The organism is Mesorhizobium sp. Cs1299R1N1 (assembly GCF_037179655.1).
Classification (GTDB): Bacteria; Pseudomonadota; Alphaproteobacteria; order Rhizobiales; family Rhizobiaceae; genus Mesorhizobium; species Mesorhizobium salmacidum.
Genome location: NZ_JAPYKR010000002.1, coordinates 156,974 through 178,683 on the forward strand (window position 1 = coordinate 156,974; position 21,710 = coordinate 178,683).

Annotated in this window: 20 protein-coding genes and 1 other RNA gene; 14 read left to right on the top strand and 7 right to left on the bottom strand. The window is 64.1% G+C overall.

The window, feature by feature from the left end; genetic code table 11:
* Positions 1 to 11 precede the first annotated feature (11 nt).
* A complete protein-coding gene (locus tag O7A70_RS04220) occupies positions 12 to 692 on the bottom strand; it encodes a c-type cytochrome (RefSeq protein WP_337139197.1) in 681 nt (226 codons plus the stop codon).
* Positions 693 to 884: 192 nt separating this feature from the next.
* Here O7A70_RS04220 and O7A70_RS04225 point away from each other — a divergent pair, with 192 nt between their 5' ends.
* On the top strand, positions 885 to 1,613 hold the full coding sequence (locus O7A70_RS04225) for a 3-deoxy-manno-octulosonate cytidylyltransferase (protein ID WP_337139200.1): 729 nt from the start codon (positions 885 to 887) through the stop codon (positions 1,611 to 1,613).
* 9 nt (positions 1,614 to 1,622) lie between these two features.
* A complete protein-coding gene (locus O7A70_RS04230; RefSeq protein ID WP_337139203.1) occupies positions 1,623 to 2,486 on the top strand; it encodes a prephenate dehydratase in 864 nt (287 codons plus the stop codon).
* 1 nt (position 2,487) lies between these two features.
* Here O7A70_RS04230 and O7A70_RS04235 read toward each other — a convergent pair whose 3' ends face one another.
* From O7A70_RS04235 to O7A70_RS04245, 3 genes are read right to left on the bottom strand one after another with little or no spacing between them, the layout of a single operon-like run.
* On the bottom strand, positions 2,488 to 2,787 hold the full coding sequence (locus O7A70_RS04235; protein ID WP_140507716.1) for a Dabb family protein: 300 nt from the start codon (positions 2,785 to 2,787) through the stop codon (positions 2,488 to 2,490).
* A gap of 27 nt (positions 2,788 to 2,814) precedes the next feature.
* Positions 2,815 to 3,759, bottom strand: coding sequence for an NAD(+) diphosphatase (gene nudC, locus O7A70_RS04240; protein ID WP_337139206.1), 945 nt, complete (start codon positions 3,757 to 3,759; stop codon positions 2,815 to 2,817).
* A gap of 37 nt (positions 3,760 to 3,796) precedes the next feature.
* On the bottom strand, positions 3,797 to 4,216 hold the full coding sequence (locus O7A70_RS04245) for an HIT family protein (RefSeq protein WP_337139207.1): 420 nt from the start codon (positions 4,214 to 4,216) through the stop codon (positions 3,797 to 3,799).
* Positions 4,217 to 4,360: 144 nt separating this feature from the next.
* Here O7A70_RS04245 and ffs point away from each other — a divergent pair.
* The 12 genes from ffs (at position 4,361) to O7A70_RS04305 (ending at position 16,285) form a co-directional block, all read left to right on the top strand.
* Positions 4,361 to 4,457, top strand: an RNA gene (gene ffs / locus O7A70_RS04250) — signal recognition particle sRNA small type.
* Positions 4,458 to 4,559: 102 nt separating this feature from the next.
* Complete coding sequence (locus tag O7A70_RS04255; RefSeq protein ID WP_337139208.1) at positions 4,560 to 6,389, top strand: DNA polymerase III subunit gamma/tau; 1,830 nt, start codon at positions 4,560 to 4,562, stop codon at positions 6,387 to 6,389.
* A 31-nt stretch (positions 6,390 to 6,420) separates the two neighbouring features.
* The gene (locus O7A70_RS04260; RefSeq protein ID WP_027142071.1) at positions 6,421 to 6,744 is read left to right on the top strand and encodes a YbaB/EbfC family nucleoid-associated protein; all 324 of its coding nucleotides are present in this window, start codon (positions 6,421 to 6,423) and stop codon (positions 6,742 to 6,744) included.
* Between the two features lie 15 nt (positions 6,745 to 6,759).
* A complete protein-coding gene (locus tag O7A70_RS04265) occupies positions 6,760 to 7,167 on the top strand; it encodes a hypothetical protein (RefSeq protein WP_337139209.1) in 408 nt (135 codons plus the stop codon).
* Between the two features lie 252 nt (positions 7,168 to 7,419).
* Complete coding sequence (locus O7A70_RS04270; protein WP_337139211.1) at positions 7,420 to 8,427, top strand: cell wall hydrolase; 1,008 nt, start codon at positions 7,420 to 7,422, stop codon at positions 8,425 to 8,427.
* A 77-nt stretch (positions 8,428 to 8,504) separates the two neighbouring features.
* Entirely contained in the window at positions 8,505 to 9,110 is a 606-nt protein-coding gene (recR, locus tag O7A70_RS04275; RefSeq protein WP_027142068.1) for a recombination mediator RecR, read from the top strand.
* 194 nt (positions 9,111 to 9,304) lie between these two features.
* Positions 9,305 to 10,582: a lytic murein transglycosylase gene (locus O7A70_RS04280; RefSeq protein WP_337139212.1), complete on the top strand. Its 1,278-nt coding sequence runs from the start codon at positions 9,305 to 9,307 to the stop codon at positions 10,580 to 10,582.
* 262 nt (positions 10,583 to 10,844) lie between these two features.
* A complete protein-coding gene (locus O7A70_RS04285; RefSeq protein WP_337139214.1) occupies positions 10,845 to 12,488 on the top strand; it encodes an ABC transporter substrate-binding protein in 1,644 nt (547 codons plus the stop codon).
* An 18-nt stretch (positions 12,489 to 12,506) separates the two neighbouring features.
* Positions 12,507 to 13,568 (top strand): ABC transporter permease, encoded by a 1,062-nt coding sequence (locus O7A70_RS04290; RefSeq protein ID WP_337139216.1) that lies wholly within the window; start codon positions 12,507 to 12,509, stop codon positions 13,566 to 13,568.
* A gap of 190 nt (positions 13,569 to 13,758) precedes the next feature.
* Entirely contained in the window at positions 13,759 to 14,685 is a 927-nt protein-coding gene (gene nikC / locus O7A70_RS04295; RefSeq protein ID WP_337139218.1) for a nickel transporter permease, read from the top strand.
* A complete protein-coding gene (locus O7A70_RS04300; protein ID WP_337139220.1) occupies positions 14,682 to 15,527 on the top strand; it encodes an ABC transporter ATP-binding protein in 846 nt (281 codons plus the stop codon). The genes nikC and O7A70_RS04300 overlap by 4 nt, the downstream gene beginning before the upstream one ends.
* Entirely contained in the window at positions 15,524 to 16,285 is a 762-nt protein-coding gene (locus O7A70_RS04305) for an ABC transporter ATP-binding protein (RefSeq protein ID WP_337139223.1), read from the top strand. Before O7A70_RS04300 ends, O7A70_RS04305 begins: the two co-directional genes overlap by 4 nt.
* Before the next feature lie 34 nt (positions 16,286 to 16,319).
* Here the strand turns inward: O7A70_RS04305 and O7A70_RS04310 are convergent, their stop codons facing one another.
* From O7A70_RS04310 to O7A70_RS04320, 3 genes are read right to left on the bottom strand one after another with little or no spacing between them, the layout of a single operon-like run.
* Positions 16,320 to 19,421 carry an efflux RND transporter permease subunit gene (locus tag O7A70_RS04310; protein WP_337139226.1) on the bottom strand — a complete coding sequence of 1,034 codons (3,102 nt, stop codon included), beginning with the start codon at positions 19,419 to 19,421 and terminating at the stop codon, positions 16,320 to 16,322.
* A complete protein-coding gene (locus O7A70_RS04315) occupies positions 19,418 to 20,488 on the bottom strand; it encodes an efflux RND transporter periplasmic adaptor subunit (protein ID WP_337139228.1) in 1,071 nt (356 codons plus the stop codon). The genes O7A70_RS04310 and O7A70_RS04315 overlap by 4 nt, the downstream gene beginning before the upstream one ends.
* Positions 20,485 to 21,621 (bottom strand): efflux RND transporter periplasmic adaptor subunit, encoded by a 1,137-nt coding sequence (locus O7A70_RS04320; RefSeq protein ID WP_337139230.1) that lies wholly within the window; start codon positions 21,619 to 21,621, stop codon positions 20,485 to 20,487. Before O7A70_RS04320 ends, O7A70_RS04315 begins: the two co-directional genes overlap by 4 nt.
* Positions 21,622 to 21,710 lie beyond the last annotated feature (89 nt).

Sequence of the window (21,710 nt, forward strand, 5' to 3'; positions counted from 1 at the left end):
GGTATTTCCGGTTATTTTGCCGGTGCGGCCGGCGCAGGCGCGGCGGGAGCCGCGGGTTTGGCCGGTGCGGCGCCGTCAGCCGGTTTCGGCGGAGCGGCTCCATCGGCGGGCTTGGCCGGCGCGCCGGCGTCCGCGGCGGCGCCCGGCGCCGGCAGCGGCTTGGGGTTGTCCGACAGCGTGCGCAGATAGGCGATGACGTTGGCGCGGTCTTCTTCCTTCGGCAGGCCGGCAAAGCCCATCGCCGTGCCCTTCACGTCCTTCTTCGGCGAGGTGATGAAGTGGTTGATGTTATCGTAAGTCCACTTCTCGGTGCCGCCCTTGGAATATTCCTTCATGCCGGCCGAATAGGCAAAGCCCTCGTGAGAGGCGACCGGACGGTCGACGATGTCCCAAAGATCGGGACCGACTTTATTGGGACCGCCCTTTTCACCGGAATGGCAGGCCTGGCATTTCTTGAAGATGGCAGCGCCCTGTTCGACGCTGGCCTTGGCCAGCAGGTCGGCGATCGGCGTTTCGGCCGCTGCCGGCGCAGCCGCGCCGCCTTCGGCAGGTTCGGTCGCCTCGATGGCGAAGCCGGGCTTTTCCGGCGCCGGCGAGGCAAACAGCGCGTCCGACACCAGGCCGACCGAGAAAACGACGAAGACAGTTCCGAGCAATCCGGCGAGCAGTTTGTTGACTTCGTTGGAATCCATTCGCCCCTTGCTCCCTTTTCCGGCGGACTGATCCGTCCATTCCGTCCGTCGGTATCGAGACCTGCCCTCCAGAGCCGGTCAAATCGGGCGGAAACTAGGTCTTTTGCTCGGGCGTTGCAACACCTATAAGGGCGCTGCCAGTGAGACCTTTTGCCACTTTTCCCCTCCTCGTTTCGGACGCCTGCCAGACCGATGTCCACCTTGATCCTGATACCGGCCCGCATGGCCTCGACCCGCCTGCCGGGCAAGCCGCTGGCCGATATATCAGGCGCGCCGATGATCGTGCATGTCGCCCGCCGCGCGGCCGAGGCCGGCCTTGGCCGGGTGGTGGTGGCGACCGACACGCAAAGCGTGGCCGAGGCGGTGCGCGCGCATGGTTTCGAGGCGGTGATGACGCGCATGGATCATGAGTCCGGCTCGGATCGCATCCACGAGGCGTTGGTTGCTCTTGATCCCCTGGGCAAGGTCGAAACGATCGTCAATGTGCAGGGCGACCTGCCGACCATCGATCCCGCCATCATCGCCGCCTCGCTCAGGCCGTTCGAGGACGCCACGGTCGATATCGCCACGCTCGGCGTCGAGATCGTCCGCGAGGAGGAAAAGACCAATTCCAACGTCGTCAAGATCGTCGGCTCGCCGCTCTCCGGCACGCGGTTGCGGGCGCTTTACTTCACCCGGGCTACTGCGCCGTGGGGCGAGGGGCCGCTTTATCACCATGTCGGCCTCTACGCCTATCGCCGCGCCGCGCTCGAGCGTTTCGTCGCGCTGAGGCCGTCGCCGCTGGAGCGCCGCGAGCGGCTGGAGCAACTGCGGGCGCTGGAAGCCGGTATGCGCATCGACGCCGAGATCGTGCAGTCGCTGCCGCTTGGCGTCGACACACCGCATGACCTGGAACGCGCCAGGGAAATTCTTTCAAACTGAGATATCCGCATGCCTGAAAAGACCAACAGAATATCCTTCCAGGGCGAGCCGGGCGCTAATTCCGACACCGCCTGCCGCAACGTCTATCCCTCGATGGAGCCGTTGCCGTGCCCGACCTTCGAGGACGCGTTCAATGCCGTCGAGACTGGCAAGGCCGATCTCGCCATGATCCCGATCGAGAACACCATCGCCGGACGCGTTGCCGACATCCACCATCTTCTGCCGGAATCGAGGATGCACATTGTCGGCGAATATTTCCTGCCGATCCATTTCCAGCTGATGGTGCTGCCGGGCGTCAGGCGCGACGAGATCAAGACCGTGCACACCCACATCCACGCCCTCGGCCAGTGCCGCAAATACATCCGCAAGAACGGCTGGAAGGGAGTAGTCGCGGGGGACACGGCGGGTGCCGCCAAGATGGTCTCCGAAGTCAAGGACCGCACCATGGCCGCGCTGGCCCCGGCGCTGGCCGCGACGCTCTACGGGCTCGATATCATCGAGGAGAATGTCGAGGACACCGACAGCAACGTCACCCGCTTCGTGGTCCTGACCAAGAACAAGCAATGGGCAGAGCGTCCGGCACTGGACGTCAAGATGATGACGACCTTCATCTTCCGCGTCCGCAACGTGCCGGCCGCGCTCTACAAGGCCATGGGCGGCTTCGCCACCAACGGCATCAACATGACCAAGCTGGAGAGCTATCAGCTCGGCGCCTTCACGGCGACGCTGTTCTATGCCGACATCGAGGGCCACCCAGACGATCCGCTGGTCAAGCTGGCGCTGGACGAGCTTCGCTTCTTCTCGCGCGAAGTGCGGATCCTCGGCGTCTATCCGGCCAGCGAGTCGCGCGAGCAGTGGAAGGTGGCGGATTGAGCTACCAGCCCAGCGGCACGTAGTCGATTTCCATGAAGGTCTCGACCTCCGGCACCCAGCGGTCGCGCACGAAGGCGACATGATCGGGATGGTCGTTGTACCTGGTGTAGGCGGCCTGGTCGGCGAACTCCATCGAGAAGCCGAACCGATAATCGTTCTTGGGGCTGATCTGCCGCAATTGCTCGAAATGCGTGACGCCCCGGATCGCCGAGAGGATTTTCCTTGCATCGACGAGAAATCGCTTTTCCTCCAGCGAATGCGGCGGGTGCTTCAGCGTGAAGACGACGGTGTGACGGATCATTTGTCTCTCCTGCAATGACTTCGATATTCACAATTCGCTGTCGACCCAGGCGCGGATGAGGTGATGCGCGATGGCGCCTTTCGGCGGCGTGACCAGGGCGTCGGGATGCGCACGGTCCAGCATCAGGCGCACCTCGTCGCGCAAAAACCAGCGGCAGTCCTCCAACTCGTCGAGATCGGCCTGGATGTCGTCGTTGAGCGGCTCGCCGAAGCAGCCGATCATCAGCGAATAGGGAAACGGCCAGGGTTGGCTGGCGTGGTAGACGACGCGGCCGAGCCGTATCCCGGCCTCCTCCAGCGTTTCGCGGCGCACCGCCGCCTCGATCGTCTCGCCGGGCTCGATGAAGCCGGCAAGCGCCGAATACATGCCCGGCCCGAAATGCCGGCCGCGCCCGAGCAGGCATTTCTCCCGCGTCGCCGTCAGCATGATCGCCACTGGGTCGGTGCGCGGAAAATGCTCGGTGCCGCAATTGGGGCAATGGCGTTTGTAGCCACCCGCCCGCATCTGCGATTCGGTGCCGCATTTGCTGCAGAAGCGGTGGCTGGCGTGCCAGGCGAGCAGGGCCGCTCCTTGCGCCATCGCGCCGGCGGCGGCCTCGTCGATCAGCCCTTGCATATAGACCGAGCGGTAATCGATCGCCTTGACGGTTTCGGGCAACTGTTCGGGATCGATGCCGGCCAGGACCGCCAGCACCGGCCCCTGTTCGGAAAACCCGAGCAGGACGCCCTGGGTGAAGGAAGGGCTGAAGGGCTCGCTCTCGGCGATGCGGTACCAAGGGTCGAAACCGCCATCCGCCAGTTTCAGGTGGAGCCGGCCGCCATTCATCAAAAGCAGCCGTGTCGTCGGATCGGCCAGCGCCTTTTCGACCGAATCGTCGGCTCGGTTCTCGGATTGCCGGTCGATGGTGTTGCCGGCAAAGCCGACGAACTGGCTCGGCTCGCGCAGGGGCGCGTCAAACAGGCGGAAGCTCATAGGGACTCTGGTGCTTTGGGATGGACACGGGGAAGGCTTATAGCGCCGCCCTTATCGTTTCGGCAAACCGGCGCAGGTCGGAAGGCTCATAGGGCACGCGCAGGCCATGTCCCCACACCGGGCCGGGCCAGCCGGGGTCGCCCTCGGACCGTGCGATGATGTGGACATGCAGCTGGCGCACGATGTTGCCGAGTGCGCCGGTGTTGATCTTGGTGCAGCCGCTCGCCTTCTTCAGCGCCTGCGCCACCATGTTGGTCTCGAAGGTCAGCATCGCCTGGTCGAGCGGCGTCATGTCGTGGATCTCCTCCGCGCCCGGCCGCTGCGGCACGAGGAGCAGCCATGGCCAGCGGCGGTCGTTCATCACCCGCAATTCGCACAGCCCAAGCCACATCAACTGCTCGCTGTCAGCCTCCAGCCGGGCATCCAGCGTGAATCCGGCCTTCAGGCCCGGCAGCATTGGCGTTTCCCTTGCTTTTCTTGGCTTCCTCAAACCTTGAACGCTAAAGCGGCTGCTTCGGGGCTGCAAGCGAATCTCGTGGTTGGCGGTGCCGATTTGCCTGCGCACTTGCATTTCGTCGCGCAATTGCCGATATGGACAGCGGGAGGTTGGTGGTGGACGATCCACTCGCCAACCGGGTCAGGTCCGGAAGGAAGCAGCCCTAACGAGCCCGGAACGGGTCATTGTTCCAGCCTCCCACCTCATCGGCCCTCCTCGCGACATTGACGACGCATTGCAGCGCGGGCGAGACTATGCGCAGGAATCGGCGCCCTTGGGCGGCCTTTTGGAGCTTAACGGGCGAATGAGCGAAGCCGGAAATTCGGGGCCCGACAGTCTGGTAACGGGCAAGGCCGCTGCCTATCGCGTGCTGGCGCGCAAATACCGTCCGTCGAATTTCTCCGAGCTCGTCGGCCAGGAGCCGATGGTGCGCACCCTCACCAACGCGTTTGCCACTGGCCGCATTGCCCAGGCCTGGATGCTGACCGGCGTGCGTGGCGTCGGCAAGACCACGACGGCGCGCATACTGGCGCGAGCCCTGAATTATAAAACCGCCACCGTTGACCAGCCCTCGGTCGATCTCGCCGTGCTTGGCGAGCATTGCCAGGCGATCATGGAAGGCCGCCATGTCGACGTCATCGAGATGGACGCCGCCTCGCACACCGGTATCGACGACATCAGGGACATCATCGAGCGCGTGCGCTATGCGCCCGTCTCGGCCCGCTACAAGGTCTACATCATCGACGAAGTGCACATGCTGTCCACGCAGGCCTTCAACGGCCTGCTGAAGACGCTGGAAGAACCGCCGCCGCACGTCAAGTTCATCTTCGCCACCACCGAGATCCGCAAGGTTCCGATCACCGTCCTGTCGCGCTGCCAGCGTTTCGACCTGCGGCGCATCGACGCCGGCGCGCTGGTCGCGCATCTCTCCTCGATCGCCGGCAAGGAAGGCATTTCAGTCGACGATGACGCGCTGGCCATGATCGCGCGCGCCGCGGAAGGTTCCGCCCGCGATTCGCTCTCCATTCTCGACCAGGCGATCGCCCATGGCGCCGGCTCCGTCAGCGCCGAGGCCGTGCGCGCCATGCTGGGGCTCGCCGACCGTGCCCGCATCGTCGATCTGTTCGAATATGTGATGAAGGGCGATGTGGCGGCAGCACTCGGCGAATTCCGCGCGCAATACGACACCGGTGCCGATCCGGCCGCCGTGCTCACCGATCTGGCCGAGTTCAACCACCTCGTCACCCGTTTGCGCTTCGTGCCGACCGCCATGGACGATGCCTCGCTGTCGCAGGACGAGCGCCAGCGCGGCGCCGATTTCGCCAGGGCGCTGTCGGTCCGCGTGTTGTCGCGGACCTGGCAGATGCTGCTCAAGGGCATTCCCGAGGTGCAGTCCTCCAACCGGCCGGTCAGTGCCGCCGAAATGGTGTTGATCCGGCTGGCGCACGCCGCCGACCTGCCGACATTGGACGAGGCGCTGAGATCGCTGGAGAGCGGTGCTTCGACGACTGGCGCGGCGCCGCGCCCGAACGGCGCGCCGGTGAACCCCGGCAATGGCGGTGCAGGCGGCAATGGCGCCAGCGCCGTGGCGCAGGCGCGCATGCCTGGCGGGTCGGGCGGCGCGCAGACCATGCGGCTGGTCGAGGCCACGCCCGCTCCGGCCGCCTTCGTAGCGCCCCCGCAACCTGCGCCGGAGACGCAAGCCGTACCGCTGAAATCGCTGGCCGACATCGTTGCCCTCGCCGACGCGCAGCGCGACATCGCCTTCAAGGTGCTGGTCAAGCGCTGCATCCGTTTGGTGCACATCGAACCCGGCCGCATCGACGTCAGCCTGACCGATGACGCGCCCAAGATGCTGCTCAACGAGCTGACGACGAAACTGCGCGCCTGGACCGGCCGCAGCTGGCTGGTGTCGCTGTCGAAGGAAGACGGCGGCCAGACGTTGGCCGAAATGGAATCGACGAAGCGTGAAAACGCTTTCCTCGACGCCAGGAACGACCCGACCGTGGCCGCCATCCTGGCCCGCTTTCCCGGCGCCAAGATCATCGATGTGCGAATTCCCGATACGCCGGACGCCGACGCGACCGACGCCGAAATGCCGGTCGAGCCGCCGGCCGATGACGACGAACCCTGATATCCAGCACTAATCCGCAAAGGATCGGACCATGAAAGATCTTCTCGGCCTGATGGGCAAGGCGAAGGAAATGCAGGCCAAGTTCCAGGCCATGCAGGATGAGATCGCCACGGTCGAAGCCGTCGGCCAGGCCGGCGGCGGCCTGGTCAGCATCACGTTGAGCGGAAAGTTCGACATCAAGTCGCTGAAGATCGACCCGTCTTTGTTTAGGGAAGACGAGGTCGAAATCCTCGAGGATTTGATTCTTGCCGCGCACAATGACGCCAAGGCCAAGGTCGAGCAGATCATGCAGGAAAAGACCAAGGCGTTGACCGCCGGCCTGCCTATTCCGCCGGGAATGAAACTGCCCTTCTAGGCGTTCGGTGCGCCCGTGATCGGCGAGCCATCCGAAAGACTGATCGAGCAGCGTATCCGCAACAGGATCTACGAGATTCTGGAAATCCTCGCCGATTGCGATGCGGGGGTCGATCTCGTCGGCATCAAGGGCTACTTCAATCTCTTCGAGGATTTCGTGCACCGCCCGTCGATCGAGGCCGGCACGTCGGCGCTTTCGAAGGATGAACGCGCCATCGTGCTGGAAATCGCCGAGTTCCTGGAGGCGGCCTCCGAAACAAATCCTGATTTCACCAAGGCCGAGTTCATCGACAGCGACTGGCCGGGCAAGATCGCGCCGACGGCCAGGGAGGCGCGGGCGCTGTTTCTCAGGCGGGGCCTGTTTTCAGACACGGTCGAAGAGATCGAACCCGGTTGGCCGGCAGCAATCGCCGCCGGGCGATAGGCTATTATGGGAAGCCGTGGCGCGCTCTTCCCGGCAAAAGCGCATGGCGTTTACCCCAGCGGAATTGCGGCAAAACGAAGAAAAGGCGGTCATCGTCCGTGTGAAACGACGGCCCGATCCATCTGGAAAGCCTCGATTTGTGTCAATTCGGCAACAGTCCGCCGTTAATAACGTTTTGGCCATCATTTTGCCCGAAAGTGTCTCATTCTTGCCGCAGCCTGGGGGCGGGCATTGAAGTGAGAGGGTTACCTGTTGATAGCCACGCGATGGAAGACGCCGCTATTGCTCGGCGTCGTCACGTCTCCCCTTTTCTTGGCCGCTTGCAGCCAGACCACCTCGCACGGCATGTCGGTCGCCAGCCTGACCGACGCCATCACGCCGAGTTTCCTGAGTTCGCGCGCCTACAGCCATACGCCCAAGGACAGGGAATGCCTGGAACGGGCGATGTTCTTCGAATCCAACCGGTCGAGCCGCGACGGCATGGTCGCCGTCGGCACGGTGGTGATGAACCGGCTGCGCTCGGGCAATCATGGCAGCACCATCTGCCAGGTGGTGGGCGAGCCCGGGCAGTTCGCGCCGGGCGTCATGACCAGGCCGATGAACTCGCGTGCAATGCCCGATGTCGAGGAGGCCGCCGACGCCGTGCTCAAGGGCGAGCGCAAGGCCAAGCTCAAGAACACGATGTATTTCCACACCGCCGGCCTGCGCTTCCCCTACAAGAACATGCACTACACCATGGTTGCCGGCGGCAATGCCTTCTACGAAAAGCGCGGCCGCAACTGGCAGCCGCTGCCGGATGAGCCGATGGTTGCGTCGGCCGAGCGGCCAGCCGCGTTGCCGGGAGTACCCGCGACGCGTGTCGCGTCCGTCGAGATGGTGCGCCCGGCCAAGGCGACTGCCCGCAATGCTCCGGCAGAACAGGTCTACATGACCGCAGCGGCGGAACCGGCGGCCAAGCCGGCGCCCGCCCGCACTGCCCCCGCGCAGCAGACCTATCTGACCGCATCCGCGGCGCCGTCGGCAAAGTCCGCGCGAGTCCAGGCGAAGCCGATCGAAATTGCGATGCAGGAGCCGATGGAAGAGCCTGATGCCGCCCGTTTTGGCGGAACCTTGAACAGCGGAACCTTGAACAAAAGGGTCATCTCCTCGGTCCAGGACGCTCCGCAGGAAGCATCGATGGGATTCCAGTCGACGCCTGAGAACACCGACGCCATAGGCGCGATGATCGTCAGCCAGGGTCGCCCGCTCGAAACCAACTGATTCTCGCATGGCAGCATGGCGGACCGTGCGTCGACAGGGATGTTTCAAACCGCTCTGAAAAATCCTAGATCAGTGCGATGTCCAAGCGAATCGCCGGTCCCGAGATCGAACGCCTGATCCAGCTTCTGGCCAAAGTGCCGGGGCTTGGCCCCCGTTCAGCCAGGCGCGCGGCGCTGCACCTGATCAAGAAGAAGGAGCAGCTTTTGTCGCCGCTCGCCGCCGCGATGGGCGAGGCCGCCGACAAGGTGCGCATCTGCTCGACCTGCGGCAATGTCGACACCTCGGACCCCTGCATGATCTGCACCGATCCTCGCCGCGATGCCGCCACCCTGATCGTCGTCGAGGACGTCTCCGATCTCTGGGCGCTGGAGCGGGCGGCGGCGATGAACGTGCGCTACCACGTGCTCGGCGGCACGCTGTCGCCGCTCGACGGCATCGGCCCCGATCAGCTCAACATCCGCTCGCTGGTCGACCGCATAGCCGGCGGCGAGGTCAAGGAGGTCATCCTCGCCGTCAACGCGACGGTCGAGGGCCAGACCACCGCGCACTACCTCACCGATCAGCTCTCCGGCTTCGAGGTCAAGATAACGCGTCTGGCGCACGGCGTGCCGGTCGGCGGTGAACTCGACTATCTCGACGAAGGCACGCTGGCCGCCGCGCTGCGCTCGCGGACGGCGTTTTGACCAGATCGGCGGAGAGGATGCGCGCGATGATTGTCACGCATCATTCGAAGCGGGTGGTGCACGCCCCCCTCTGTCCTGCCGGACATCTCCCCCTCAAGTGGGGAGATCGCCAGATTTGGCTGCGGTCGCTGATTTTCAACACTGCAAGATTGGCGGCAAGGTCGAAACTGCCAATCTCCCCCCTTGAGGGGGAGATGTCCGGCAGGACAGAGGGGGGCGCCACAGAACGCGGCATTCGCAAATGCAGCTTGGTGTTCTTTCTGGCCGCACTCCTCGCCGTCTTCCTCACCATCCCCGCATCCGCCGCCAAGATCGACGACCAGTTCCGCGCCTGGGTCCAATCCGACCTCTGGCCCGACGCCAAGGCGAACGGCATTTCCAAAAACACCTTCGACGCCGCCTTCAACGGCATCAAGCCCAATCTCGATCTTCCCGACCTTGTCTTGCCAGGCGAGAAGCCGAAGACGCCGCAAAAACAGCACCAGGCCGAGTTCGGTTCGCCCGGCGCCTATTTTGCCGAGAAGACGGTTCGTGCGGTGACATCGGGTGGACGCACCCGCGAAGCCGCCAATGCCCGCACGCTTGCCGCGATCGAAAAGCGTTACGGCGTGCCGGGTGAAATCCTTCTGGCGATCTGGGGCCGCGAGACCGGATTCGGCGCGGCGAAGATGCCCTACGACGCCTTCGAGGTGCTGGGCACCAAGGCGTTCATGTCGACGAAAAAGGATTTCTTCCGCACCGAGCTGCTGGCGGCGCTGGAAATCGTCGAACGCGGGCTGGCCCCGGTCGGCGCGATGAAATCGTCCTGGGCCGGCGCGCTCGGCCAGCCGCAATTCATGCCGACCTCTTTCCTGAAACATGCCGTCGATTTCGACGGCGACGGCCGCGTCGACATCTGGAATTCGACGCCTGACGTGCTGGCCTCGATCGCAAATTACCTTGTCCATTATGGCTGGGTGAGGGGACGCGGTTGGGGTTTCGAGGTGACCGTGCCTCAGAGCGTCTCCTGTTCGCTGGAAGGCCCGGACCAGGGCAAAAAGATTTCGCAATGGGCCGCCATGGGTATCAAGCGCGTGGGCGGCAAAGCGTTCCCGGCGAGCGAGCTGAAGACGGAAGGCTTCCTGCTGATGCCGGCCGGGCGCAGCGGCCCGGCCTTTATCGCCACCCCCAATTTCTACGTGCTGAAGGAATACAACACCAGCGACCTCTACGCGCTGTTCATCGGCCACGGCGCCGACCGCATTGCCCATGGCGATCAGAATTTTTCCGGTGGCTGGGGTCCGGTCGGCGATCTCCACCGCTCCGACATCGCCGCCTTGCAGCGGACCCTTGAAGCCAAGGGCTATGATGTTGGCAGCGCCGACGGCCTGCCCGGCTTCAAGACCCGCCGCTCGATCGGCAGATGGCAGGAAAAGAATGGTCAGGTGGCCACCTGTTTTCCTGATGCCGGTCTGGTCGCCGCGCTGAAATAGCTTCGAAATTTTAGCAGATTTTTCACGATCCGCGGCGTCATTTGGCCGGCGCATGCGTCGACACGCCGCCGTGCATTCTGCTCCACTGAGGCCGTCTCGCAAATCCTCGTTGCCGGGCCGGGTGTCGCCGGATAAGGTATTGACCAACTGGACAAAAACCACGACGTTGGTGGCTCAGAGGCTCTCGTCGAGCCTTGAAAGAACACCGCAACCCTGAGCCGGGAACTCAGGTCAACAAACAACAAAACAGGGAACAATCATCATGATGATGGAAAAGCTTGCTCTACGATCCCGCACCTTGCTTGCGGGCGCCGCCATGTCGGCGCTGCTTCTGGCCGGCGCGCCGGCTGGCGCGGTCACCCCTGCCGACACGCTTGTCGAAGGTTTTGCCATCGACGACATCATCTCGATGGATCCGGGCGAGGCGTTCGAGCTGTCGACCGCCGAAGTCACCGGCAACACCTATGACCTTCTTGTCCGCCTCGACCTCAGCGACACCTCCAAGGTCAAGCCCGATCTCGCGGAAAGCTGGACCGTCTCCGACGATGGCCTGACCTATACGTTCAAGCTCAAGCCGGGCCTGAAATTCGCTTCCGGCAACCCGATCACCGCCGCCGACGTCGCCTGGTCTTTCGAGCGTGCCGTCAAGCTGGACAAGAGCCCGGCCTTCATCATCGATCAGTTCGGCATCAGCGGCGACAACGTCACCGAGAAGGCCAAGGCGGTCGACGACACCACCTTCCAGTTCACCGTCGACAAGGCCTACGCGCCAAGTTTCGTCCTGAACTGCCTGTCGGCCACCGTCGCCTCCGTTGTCGACGCCAAGCTGGTCAAAGAACATGTCGCGGCGGTGACGCCGAGCGCCGACTACAAATGGGATAATGACTTCGGCAATGCCTGGCTGAAGACAGGCTATGCCGGCTCGGGCGCCTACAAGCTGCGTGAATGGCGTGCCAACGAGGCGGTCGTCATGGAGCGCAACGACAATTATTACGGCGAAAAGGCCAAGCTCGCCCGCGTCATCTACCGCAACATGAAGGAAAGCTCGGCCCAGCGCCTGGCGCTTGAAGCCGGCGACATCGACGTTGCCCGCAATCTCGAGCCGAATGACCTCGACGCCATCGCCAAGAACGCCGACCTCACCACCACCAGCGCGCCGAAAGGCACCGTCTACTACATCAGCCTCAACCAGAAGAACCCGAACCTCGCCAAACCCGAGGTCCGTCAGGCCTTCAAATACCTTGTCGACTATGATGCCTTGAGCTCGACCATCCTCAAGGGCATTGGCGAAATCCACCAGACCTTCCTGCCCAAGGGCGTGCTCGGCGAACTGGACGAAAACCCGTTCAAGCTCGACGTCGCCAAGGCCAAGGAACTGCTGGCCAAGGCAGGCCTGCCCGACGGCTTCAGCGTCACGATGGATGTACGCACCGGCCAGCCGACCACCGGCATGGCGGAATCGATCCAGCAGACGCTCGGCCAGGCTGGCATCAAGCTGGAGATCATTCCGGGTGACGGCAAGCAGACGCTGACCAAATACCGCGCCCGCAACCACGACATTTATATCGGCAATTGGGGCCAGGACTATTTCGATCCAAACTCCAACGCGCAGACCTTTGCCTCGAACCCGGACAATTCGGATGCAGGCAAGTCCCACACGCTCGCCTGGCGCAATAGCTGGGACATTCCGGACCTGACCAAGGAAACGGAAGCGGCACTCCTGGAAAAGGATTCGGGCAAGCGCGCCGATATGTACAAGGATCTTGAGAAAAAGATTCTCGACACTAGCCCCTTCGTCATCATCCACCAGCAGCTGGAAGTCGCGGGTCTGCGCAAGAACCTCAAGGGCTTCGCGCTCGGTCCGAGCTTCGACACCAACTTCGTCGGGCCGGTTTCCAAGGAATAGTGTTCGCGGACACGCCGCATGAGCGCGATTGAAAACGAGGGCGGGCGCGGCAGCGCCCGCGCCGTCGCCCTTGCATCATCGCTCGGCCGTTTCCTGGTCATTGCGGTGACGACCTATCTTGGTCTTCTCGCTGTCACCTTCTTCATTGGCCGCGTCATCCCGATCGACCCGGTGCTCGCTGTTCTGGGCGACCGGGCACCCGCCAATGTCGTGGAGCGCACGCGCCGCGAGATGGGCCTCGACCTGCCGTTGATCGAGCAGTTCTATATCTATGTGAAACACGCGCTGAGCGGCGATTTCGGTATCTCGGTGCTGACCACAAATCCTGTCATGACCGACATCCGCCGCGCTCTTCCCGCGACGACGGAACTGGCGACGCTGGGGACACTGATCGGCGCGCTGTTCGGTGTGCCGCTCGGGGTGCTGGCCGCGGTCAAACGCGGCAGTCTCATCGATCAGATCGTGCGCGTCATCGGGCTGATCGGCTATTCCGTACCCATCTTCTGGCTGGGTCTGCTGGGTTTGGTGCTGTTCTACGCCAAGCTGCAGTGGGTGGCCTTCCCTGCACGGCTCGACATCGTCTACGAATACACTTTCACGCCGATCACCGGTTTCTACCTGCTCGATTCCGCGATGCAGGGACAGTGGGACGTCTTTTACGACGCCTTCCGTCACATCATCCTGCCGGCCTCGCTTCTCGGCTATTTCTCGCTCGCCTATATCAGCCGCATGACGCGATCGTTCATGCTCAATGAGCTCGCCCAGGAATATATCGTCGCGGCGCGCGCCAAGGGCCTGTCGGAAACGCGCATCATCTGGGGCCACGCGTTGCGCAATGCCGCCGTGCCGATGGTGACCGTGATCGCGCTGTCCTATGCCGGGCTGCTCGAGGGCTCGGTACTCACCGAGACCGTCTTCTCTTGGCCGGGCATCGGCCTCTACATCACCAACTCACTGCAGAACGCCGACATGAACGCGGTGCTCGGCGGTACCATCGTCATCGGCTCGGTGTTCATCGGCATCAACCTTCTGTCCGACCTGCTCTACCGTGTACTCGACCCGAGGACCAAGACAGGATGAGTAGAGGTATTTCGGGATTGGCTGCGGCCAGTCACCCTCACTCCGGCCCTTCGGGCCACCTCTCCCCCTGCCCGGGGGAGAGGAAAAGGCGATCGCATGCTTGGCGCCTTTCCTCTCCCCCGTCGAACCCGGGAGAGGTGGTCTGCGAAGCAGACCGGAGTAAGGGTCGACAGCTTCAAGGGGCATCGTCATGACCGTCTCCGACGCCCGCCCCTTCTCCCGTCGCGCATGGTTGCTGTCGGAGCGGCCGGCATCGCGCATGCAGGCAAGGCTCGGCCGCGCCTACGTCGCGTGGCGGCGCTTTTCCGCCAATCGTCTGGCCTTTGTCGGTCTGCTGATCATCATCGCCCTGCTGCTCGTCGCCGCCCTTGCCGGTGTGCTGGCGCCGTATTCGCCGACCTTCGGTGACCTGAAGAACGCGCGGCTGCTGGCACCGAGTGCGCAACACTGGTTCGGCACCGACGACCTCGGCCGCGACATCCTTTCGCGCATTCTCTACGGTTCGCGTTGGACCCTCTATGTGGTCATCCTGGTCGCCATCATCGCGGCTCCCATCGGTCTTCTGGTCGGCACCGTCGCCGGCTATGCCGGCGGCTGGACCGATGCCATCCTGATGCGCATCACCGACATCTTCCTCGCTTTCCCCAAGCTGGTGCTGGCGCTGGCCTTCGTCGCCGCCCTTGGCCCCGGCATCGAGAACGCCGTGCTCGCCATCGCCATCACCTCCTGGCCGCCCTATGCGCGCATTGCGCGTGCGGAAACGCTGACCGTGCGCAACTCGGACTACATCAAGGCAGTGCAACTGATGGGCGCCTCGCCTTTCCGCATCGTGCTGCGCCACATCATGCCGCTCTGCATCTCTTCGCTCATCGTCCGCGTGACGCTCGACATGGCCGGCATCATCCTGACGGCCGCGGGCCTCGGCTTCCTCGGCCTTGGCGCGCAGCCGCCGCTGCCGGAATGGGGCACGATGATCGCTTCGGGCCGCCGCTTCATCCTCGACCAATGGTGGGTGGCCGGTGCGCCGGGCTTCGCCATCCTCATCGTCAGCCTCGGCTTCAACCTGCTTGGCGACGGCCTGCGCGACGCACTCGACCCCCGGAGCGGTGACCAATGAGCGGCCAGACGGAGACACTGCTTGAGGTAGATGATCTGCGGGTCACCTTTCCGACCCGTACCGGCATGATCGAGGCGGTCCGCGGCGTCTCCTTTTCGCTCGGCCGCGAGCGGCTCGGCATTGTCGGTGAGTCCGGCTCGGGCAAGTCGCAGACGGGTCGCGCCATCATGGGCCTGACACCCCCGCAGGCCCGGATATCGGCCAGCAAATTGACCTTCGACGGCATCGACTTGCTCGGCGTCTCGCCACGCCAACGCCGGGCGCTGCGCGGCAACCGCATCGCCATGATCCTGCAGGATCCGAAATATTCCCTCGACCCGGTGATGAGCATCGGCCGCCAGATCGTCGAGACTTTGCGCACCCATGAAAAGGTCGGTAAGGCCGAGGCGCGCGAGCGCGCGCTGGCCATGCTGGAGGCGGTGCAGATCCGCGATCCCAAACGTGTCTTCGACCTGCATCCGCACGAAGTGTCCGGCGGCATGGGCCAGCGCGCCATGATTGCCATGATGCTGATCGCCGGGCCGGAAATGATGATCGCCGACGAGCCGACCTCGGCGCTTGACGTCACGGTGCAGCTCGACGTGCTCGGCATTCTCGACAGGCTGGTCGCAGAGCGCGGTATGGGGCTGATCTTCATCTCGCACGACCTGCGCCTGGTCTCGTCCTTCTGCGACCGCGTCATCGTCATGTATGCCGGCAAGGTGGTCGAGCAGCTCAAGGCTTCGGAACTCAGCCGGGCGCAGCATCCCTACACGCGCGGCCTGCTCAACTGCATGCCCAAGATCGGCGCCGACCGTCACCCGCTGCCGGTACTCGACCGCAAGCCGGAGTGGGCGGCATGACTTCCGCGATTGCCGTCGACAGGCTGGAGGTGATCTTCGACCGCTTCCGCGCGTTGAAGGACGTCAGCCTTGATGTGCAGCCGGGTGAATCCTTCGGCCTGGTCGGTGAATCCGGCTCAGGCAAATCGACATTGCTGCGAGCCATAGCCGGCCTTGCGCCGGTCGCCTCGGGCAGCATCACCGTCAACGGCAAGACGCTCGGCACGCGCCGCGACAAGGCTTTTTACCGCGAAGTGCAGATGGTTTTTCAGGATCCGTATGGCTCGCTGCATCCGCGCCAGACCGTCGACCGCCTGCTGCAGGAGCCGCTTGCCATCCACGGCTTTGCCGATGGCGAAAGGCGGATTGAACGCGCACTCGACGAGGTCGGCCTCGGCAACGGTTTTCGCTTCCGTTACGCGCACCAATTGTCGGGCGGCCAGCGCCAGCGCGTGGCGATCGCGCGCGCGCTCATCCTCGAGCCCTCGATCCTGCTGCTCGACGAGCCGACCTCGGCGCTCGACGCCTCGGTGCAGGCCGAAGTGCTCAACCTGCTGGAGGAAGTCCGCCGGCGGCGCAAGCTGACCTTCCTGATGGTCAGCCACGACCTCGCCATCATCACCCACATGTGCGAGCGGCTGATGGTGATGCAGGGCGGCGAGGCGGTGGAGAATCTGGTGGCGAACGACCTCGTCGAGCGCCGCGTGACGAAGGATTATACGCGCAACCTGCTCAGGGCGAGCGACGGGTTTGTGAGAACCGCCTCCGAGCAAGTTTGACGATAGTTGTCCGACGCAAAGTGTATTTCCCGCCTCAGACCGTTCCGCTTTCCGGCAGGACCTCACCCTGCTGCGCTTCGCCTTCCGCCGCGTCTTTCGGCTCCTTGATCCTGAACCACGTCACATAAAGCGCCGGCAGGAACAGCAGCGTGATTGCGGTACCCGCAATGATGCCGCCCATCATCGCGTAGGCCATCGGCCCCCAGAACACTTCGCGGGCGATCGGGATCAGGGCCAGGCTGGCGGCGGCGGCGGTCAGCGCGATCGGCCGCATGCGGTGCTCTGTCGCTTCGATGACCGCGGCCCAGCGATCCCTGCCTTCGGCGACAAGGTCCTCGATCTGCACGATCAGGATGACCGAGTTGCGGATCAGGATGCCGATCAGCGCCAGCACGCCGAGGATGGCGACGAAGCCGAGCGGCGCGCCGCTTGGCACCAGGGCCGCCACAACGCCGATCAGGCCCAGCGGCGCCACCGCCACCACCAGGAACAGGCGCTGGAAGCTCTGCAACTGCACCATCAGGATGGTCGCCATGACGAACAGCATCAGCGGCACCACGGCCGCGATTGGTCCTTGGCTCTTGGCGCTTTCCTCGACCGAGCCGGCGGTCTCGACCGAATAGCCAGGCGGCAGCTTGGCGATGAAGGCGTCGACCGACGGCTTCAACTCGTTGACGACGGTCGCCGGCAGTACGTTGCCAACCAAGCCGGCGCGCACCGTGATAGTCGGGATGCGGTCGCGCCGCCAGACGGTGGGTTGCTCCAGATCGTAGCGAAAATTGGCGACCGCGGCGAGGGGGATCGCCTCGCCATTGCCGGTCGGCAGCTGGATGTTCTGCAGCGTCTCGATCGAGCCGCGCTCGGCTTCGCGCGAACGTGCCACGACGTTGATGAGGTATGTCGCGTCACGCACCTGCGTGATCGTCGCGCCGCCCACCGTGCTGTTCAGCGTGCTGGCGATGTCGGACGAGGTGATGCCGAGCTGGCGCGCCTTGTCCTGCAGCACGTCGACCCTCAGCACACGCTGCGGTTCGTTCCAGTCGAAGGTCGGTGCTGCGAGCTTCGGATTGGCTGAGATCACGCCGGCGAATTGGTGAGCCAGTTCTCGAACCGTCTGGATGTCGGCGCCGCCGACGCGGTACTGCACAGGCCGTCCAACCGGTGGGCCGAGCTCAAGCGGCTTGACGAAGGCGTCGGTGCCGACAAACTCCGCGCGCAGCAGCTTCTCCAGCGCCGGCTTCACCCGGTTGCGGGCCTCGATGCTCTTGGTGACGATCACCGTCTGCCCGAAATAGGGATTGGCCGGTTGCACGTCATAGGCCAGCACGAAGCGCACCGCGCCCTGACCGATATAAGAGGAAAAGTGGTCGATGTCGGGATTGCCGACCAGCGCCCGCTGTTCGAAGCGCTCCATCTGGTCGCGCGTTTCGGCAATCGAGGAGTTCTGTGGCAGGTTCCAATCGACGATCAGCTCCGGCCGGTCGGAAGGCGGGAAGAACTGTTGCTGGACGAACCCGAAGCCGGCGATCGAGGCAGCGAACAGAAGCACGGTCACGATGATCGTCAGCCAATGCCGGCGCACCGAGCCGACAAGCACGCGCCGGAACAGCGACGTGAAACGGCCCGGCCGGTCGTGATGCTTGGTCTTCATTGTCGCCGGCAGGATGGTGACGCCGAGCAGCGGCGCGAACAGCACCGCCACGATCCATGACACCAGCAGCGATACGGCGATGACGACGAACAGCGTGAAGGTGTATTCGCCGGCAGCACTCGAGTTGAGCCCGATCGGAATGAAGCCTGCGACCGTCACCAGCGTGCCGGTCAGCATCGGGAAGGCGGTCGAGGTGTAGACATAGGTCGCCGCCTTGCGCAGATTGTCACCAACCTCCAGCCGCGCCACCATCATTTCGACCGCGATCATCGCATCGTCGACCAGCAGTCCGAGCGCGATGATCAGCGCGCCCAGTGAAATGCGCTGCAGCGATATCCCCAGGTACTCCATGACCGTGAAGGTGATGGCCAGCACAAGCGGGATCGACAGCGCCACGACGAAGCCGGCGCGCATGCCGAGGCTGATGAACGACACCGCGAGTACGATGGCCACCGCCTCGAACAGCGCATGCGTGAAACCTGAGACCGCCTCCTCGACGATGACAGGCTGGTCGGCGACCAGATGCACGCCGACGCCGACCGGCAAGTCGGCCAGTACTTTGTTCATCTCCTCGTGCAGTGCCTCGCCGAATTTGAGCAGATTGGCATTGGGCTTCATGCCGATGGCAAGCCCGATCGCGTTTTGGCCGTTGAAGCGGAACAAGGCCGTCGGCGGGTCGACGTAACCGCGTGTGATCGTCGCCACGTCGCTCAGCCGGAAGAACCGATCGTTGACGCGCAGATTGATGGCGCGCAGGCTCTCCTCGGAAGCGAATTGGCCGCCGACGCGCACGCTGATGCGCTCCGGCCCGGACTGGATCACGCCGGACGGCGTGATCGCATTCTGCGCCTGCAGGCTGGCGACGATTTGCTGCTGGTTAAGGCCAAGCGCCGCTATCTGGCGCGTCGAGAATTCGAGATAGATGGCCTCGTCCTGCGCGCCGACCAGATCGACCTTGCCGGCATTGGGCACGGTCAGGATTTTTGTCCTGATATCCTCCACATAGTCGCGCAATTGACGTTGTGTCAGCCCGTCCGCGGTGAAGGCATAGATGTTGCCGTAGACATCGCCGAAGCGGTCGTTGAAGAACGGGCCCTGCACGCCTTGCGGAAATTGCGCCTTGATGTCGTTGACCATGTTGCGCACCTGAAGCCAGTTCGGCACGACGTCGCGCGCCTTGGTGGTGTCCTTCAGGTTGACGAAGATAACAGTCTGGCCGGCTGTGGTGACCGATTTGGTGTAGTCGAGGCTGTCGAGTTCCTCGAGCTTCTTCTCGATGCGGTCGGTCACCTGCCGCACCGTCTCGTTGACCGATGCGCCCGGCCAGTTGGCCTGGATGATCATCGTCTTGATGGTGAAGGCTGGATCTTCCTCGCGGCCGAGATTGAGATAGGAAAACACGCCGGCCACCACGAAGACCAGCATGAAATACCAGACCAGCGAGCGGTGGTTGAGCGCCCAGTCGGAGAGGTTGAAGCCTTTCATGAGGCCCCTCCCTCGGGCACTTTGACCTTCTGGCCCTCGCTCAGGTTGTGGACGCCCGCCGTGACGACGCGCATCCCGGCCTCGAGCCCTTCGGCCACCGTGAAGGTGCCGCCGGCCTTCGCCGCGACCTTGATGTCGCGCATGCTCACGCTCGAGGTCTGCGGGTCGACGATCCACACTTTTTCGGAACCATTCTTGTCGAGCAAGGCCGAGATGGGCAGTTCGATCGTTGGTACGACCTTGGTCATGCGGGTCGCCGTTACCGTCGAGCCGAGCCTGAAGGCCTGCGGCGGATCGGTCAGCGTCAGCTTGACGCGGCGCGTTCGGGTCGAGCCCTCGGCCTGGGGCGCGATCTCGCGCAGCTTGGCCTCGGTCTGGATTGTCGGCAGCGACTGCAGGATGACATGGAACGGCGTGCCGGCCGTTAGGTCGCCGGTCAACTGGTCGGGAATGTCGACGACTGCCTCGCGCGGGTCCGAGCGCGCCACGGTGACCACCGTCTGCCCGGGTGAGACCGTCTGGCCGACCTCGGCACCGACGGCGGTGACGACGCCATCGAAATCCGAGAACAGCCTGGCATAGCCGAGTTGCTCCTGGGATTTGGCCAGCGAAGCCTTGGCCCGCTCGACACTGGCTTCCGCGGCTTTGCGTGCCTGCTGCGCGGCGTCGAAGACCGATTGCGACGTATTGGCGGACGTGAGCAACTGGCGCTGGCGCTCCTCGCTGGCGGCGGCATTGGCGAATTGCGCCTCGGCATTGGAGAGTTCGGCCTTGGCCGCCTGGACAGCCAGCTCCAGCGCGGTTGGGTCGAGTGCAGCGATCGTCGCGCCCTTGCTGACGATGTCGCCGACCTTGACGTCGCGCGAGACGACGCGACCGAGCAGGCGGAAGGCAAGATCGGCGCTGACCTGCGGTTCGACCGATCCGGCGAAACCGAAGGTTTGCGTGGTGCGCGGCTCGACCACCACCGACAGCACCGGCCGGACGATCTCCGGCGGCTTCTCGTCCGATTTCGAACAGGCGGCAAGCGCGGCAAGGCCAAGCAGGACGGGTAGCAGCCGCTTCATTGCGCCGCTCCCGATATCTCGACCGTCTGGCCGGGGCTGAGCAATTGCCCGCCTGATGTAACGACGCTCTGGCCTTCGTTCAGTCCCTTGGCAATGACGACGGTACCCGAATCGAACGCCAGCACCTCCACCGGCGTCGTCGCGACTGCCTTGGACGCGGGATCGACGATCCAGACCGCTGGCTTGCCGGCGCTGGATGTCAGGGCCTGCCAAGGCAACAGGATCGCCTTCGCCGGCTTGGCGCCGACCGAGCCGATCACGGCTGCCCCGAGCGGCATGCCGGCGGGCGTGTCGGGAATGGCGACCTTGACCCTTATCGAGCCTGAAGCCGGGTCGACCGCCGGCGAGATTTCGCGCACCTTGCCTGTTGCCCTGACCTGCGGGTCGGACAACAGCGTGATCGTCACCGCCGGAGAGGCCGGCGTCCTGGCGACCAGCGTCTCCTGCACATTGAACACCGCGTCGCGGTCGCCATCCTCGGCGACGGTGAAGACGGTCTGCGCCGCCTGCACCACCTGGCCGGTTTCGACCTGCCGGGCGGTGATCACGCCGGCCGCACCGGCCTTGAGTTCGGTGAAGGACAGGTTCTGCTGGGCATTGGTGAGCGCGCTCCGCGCGGCATCGACGCTGCCTTGCGCCACCTTCAGTGTCTGGTCGGCCACGTCATAGTCGCGCCTGGTGGTGAAGCCCTGGGCAAGCAGCGTCTTTTGCCGCTCGAAAGTGGCCGCGGCCTGTGTCAATTGCGCCTGCGCGGCATCGAGATCGGCCTGCGCCGAACGCAGATCGGATTCCTGCTCCTGCGGGTCGATGCGGGCAAGCACCGTCCCCTGATCGACATGCTGGCCGACATCGACAAATCGCTCCGCGACGCGTCCGCCAACCCGGAATGAAAGATTGTTCAACGTACGCGCCGCGATCACCCCGGTCAGCGAGGTTCTCGGCGCATAATCGGCCATCGCCACCGTTTCGGTGCGCACCATGACCGGCAGCTTTTTTTCCGCCGCCTCCTCCTTCTGGCAACCGGCGAGCAGCACCAGGGTCGTGCAGGCGAGAATCTGAGCGGCTGGACAAGACAAAGGGCTGGGAGTTTTGGTGGATCGCGGCGAGATGGACGATGTCGCGTTCCTGCTCATGGTTCCCTCGGTCGCGCGCCGGTCGCTGATCGCGATCCCCTCGCGGATATCAGGAGGATAATCGATCCCGAAGAAAAGGAAACCGGTGT

Bases quoted from the DNA above. Each gene is read 5' to 3' on its own strand.
- O7A70_RS04220 (WP_337139197.1), bottom strand. From the start codon at position 692: ATGGATTCCAACGAAGTCAACAAACTGCTCGCCGGATTGCTCGGAACT.
- O7A70_RS04225 (WP_337139200.1), top strand. From the start codon at position 885: ATGTCCACCTTGATCCTGATACCGGCCCGCATGGCCTCGACCCGCCTG.
- O7A70_RS04230 (WP_337139203.1), top strand. From the start codon at position 1,623: ATGCCTGAAAAGACCAACAGAATATCCTTCCAGGGCGAGCCGGGCGCT.
- O7A70_RS04235 (WP_140507716.1), bottom strand. From the start codon at position 2,787: ATGATCCGTCACACCGTCGTCTTCACGCTGAAGCACCCGCCGCATTCG.
- nudC (WP_337139206.1), bottom strand. From the start codon at position 3,759: ATGAGCTTCCGCCTGTTTGACGCGCCCCTGCGCGAGCCGAGCCAGTTC.
- O7A70_RS04245 (WP_337139207.1), bottom strand. From the start codon at position 4,216: ATGCTGCCGGGCCTGAAGGCCGGATTCACGCTGGATGCCCGGCTGGAG.
- O7A70_RS04255 (WP_337139208.1), top strand. From the start codon at position 4,560: ATGAGCGAAGCCGGAAATTCGGGGCCCGACAGTCTGGTAACGGGCAAG.
- O7A70_RS04260 (WP_027142071.1), top strand. From the start codon at position 6,421: ATGAAAGATCTTCTCGGCCTGATGGGCAAGGCGAAGGAAATGCAGGCC.
- recR (WP_027142068.1), top strand. From the start codon at position 8,505: ATGTCCAAGCGAATCGCCGGTCCCGAGATCGAACGCCTGATCCAGCTT.
- O7A70_RS04280 (WP_337139212.1), top strand. From the start codon at position 9,305: ATGTCCGGCAGGACAGAGGGGGGCGCCACAGAACGCGGCATTCGCAAA.
- O7A70_RS04285 (WP_337139214.1), top strand. From the start codon at position 10,845: ATGATGATGGAAAAGCTTGCTCTACGATCCCGCACCTTGCTTGCGGGC.
- O7A70_RS04290 (WP_337139216.1), top strand. From the start codon at position 12,507: ATGAGCGCGATTGAAAACGAGGGCGGGCGCGGCAGCGCCCGCGCCGTC.
- nikC (WP_337139218.1), top strand. From the start codon at position 13,759: ATGACCGTCTCCGACGCCCGCCCCTTCTCCCGTCGCGCATGGTTGCTG.
- O7A70_RS04300 (WP_337139220.1), top strand. From the start codon at position 14,682: ATGAGCGGCCAGACGGAGACACTGCTTGAGGTAGATGATCTGCGGGTC.
- O7A70_RS04305 (WP_337139223.1), top strand. From the start codon at position 15,524: ATGACTTCCGCGATTGCCGTCGACAGGCTGGAGGTGATCTTCGACCGC.
- O7A70_RS04310 (WP_337139226.1), bottom strand. From the start codon at position 19,421: ATGAAAGGCTTCAACCTCTCCGACTGGGCGCTCAACCACCGCTCGCTG.
- O7A70_RS04315 (WP_337139228.1), bottom strand. From the start codon at position 20,488: ATGAAGCGGCTGCTACCCGTCCTGCTTGGCCTTGCCGCGCTTGCCGCC.
- O7A70_RS04320 (WP_337139230.1), bottom strand. From the start codon at position 21,621: ATGAGCAGGAACGCGACATCGTCCATCTCGCCGCGATCCACCAAAACT.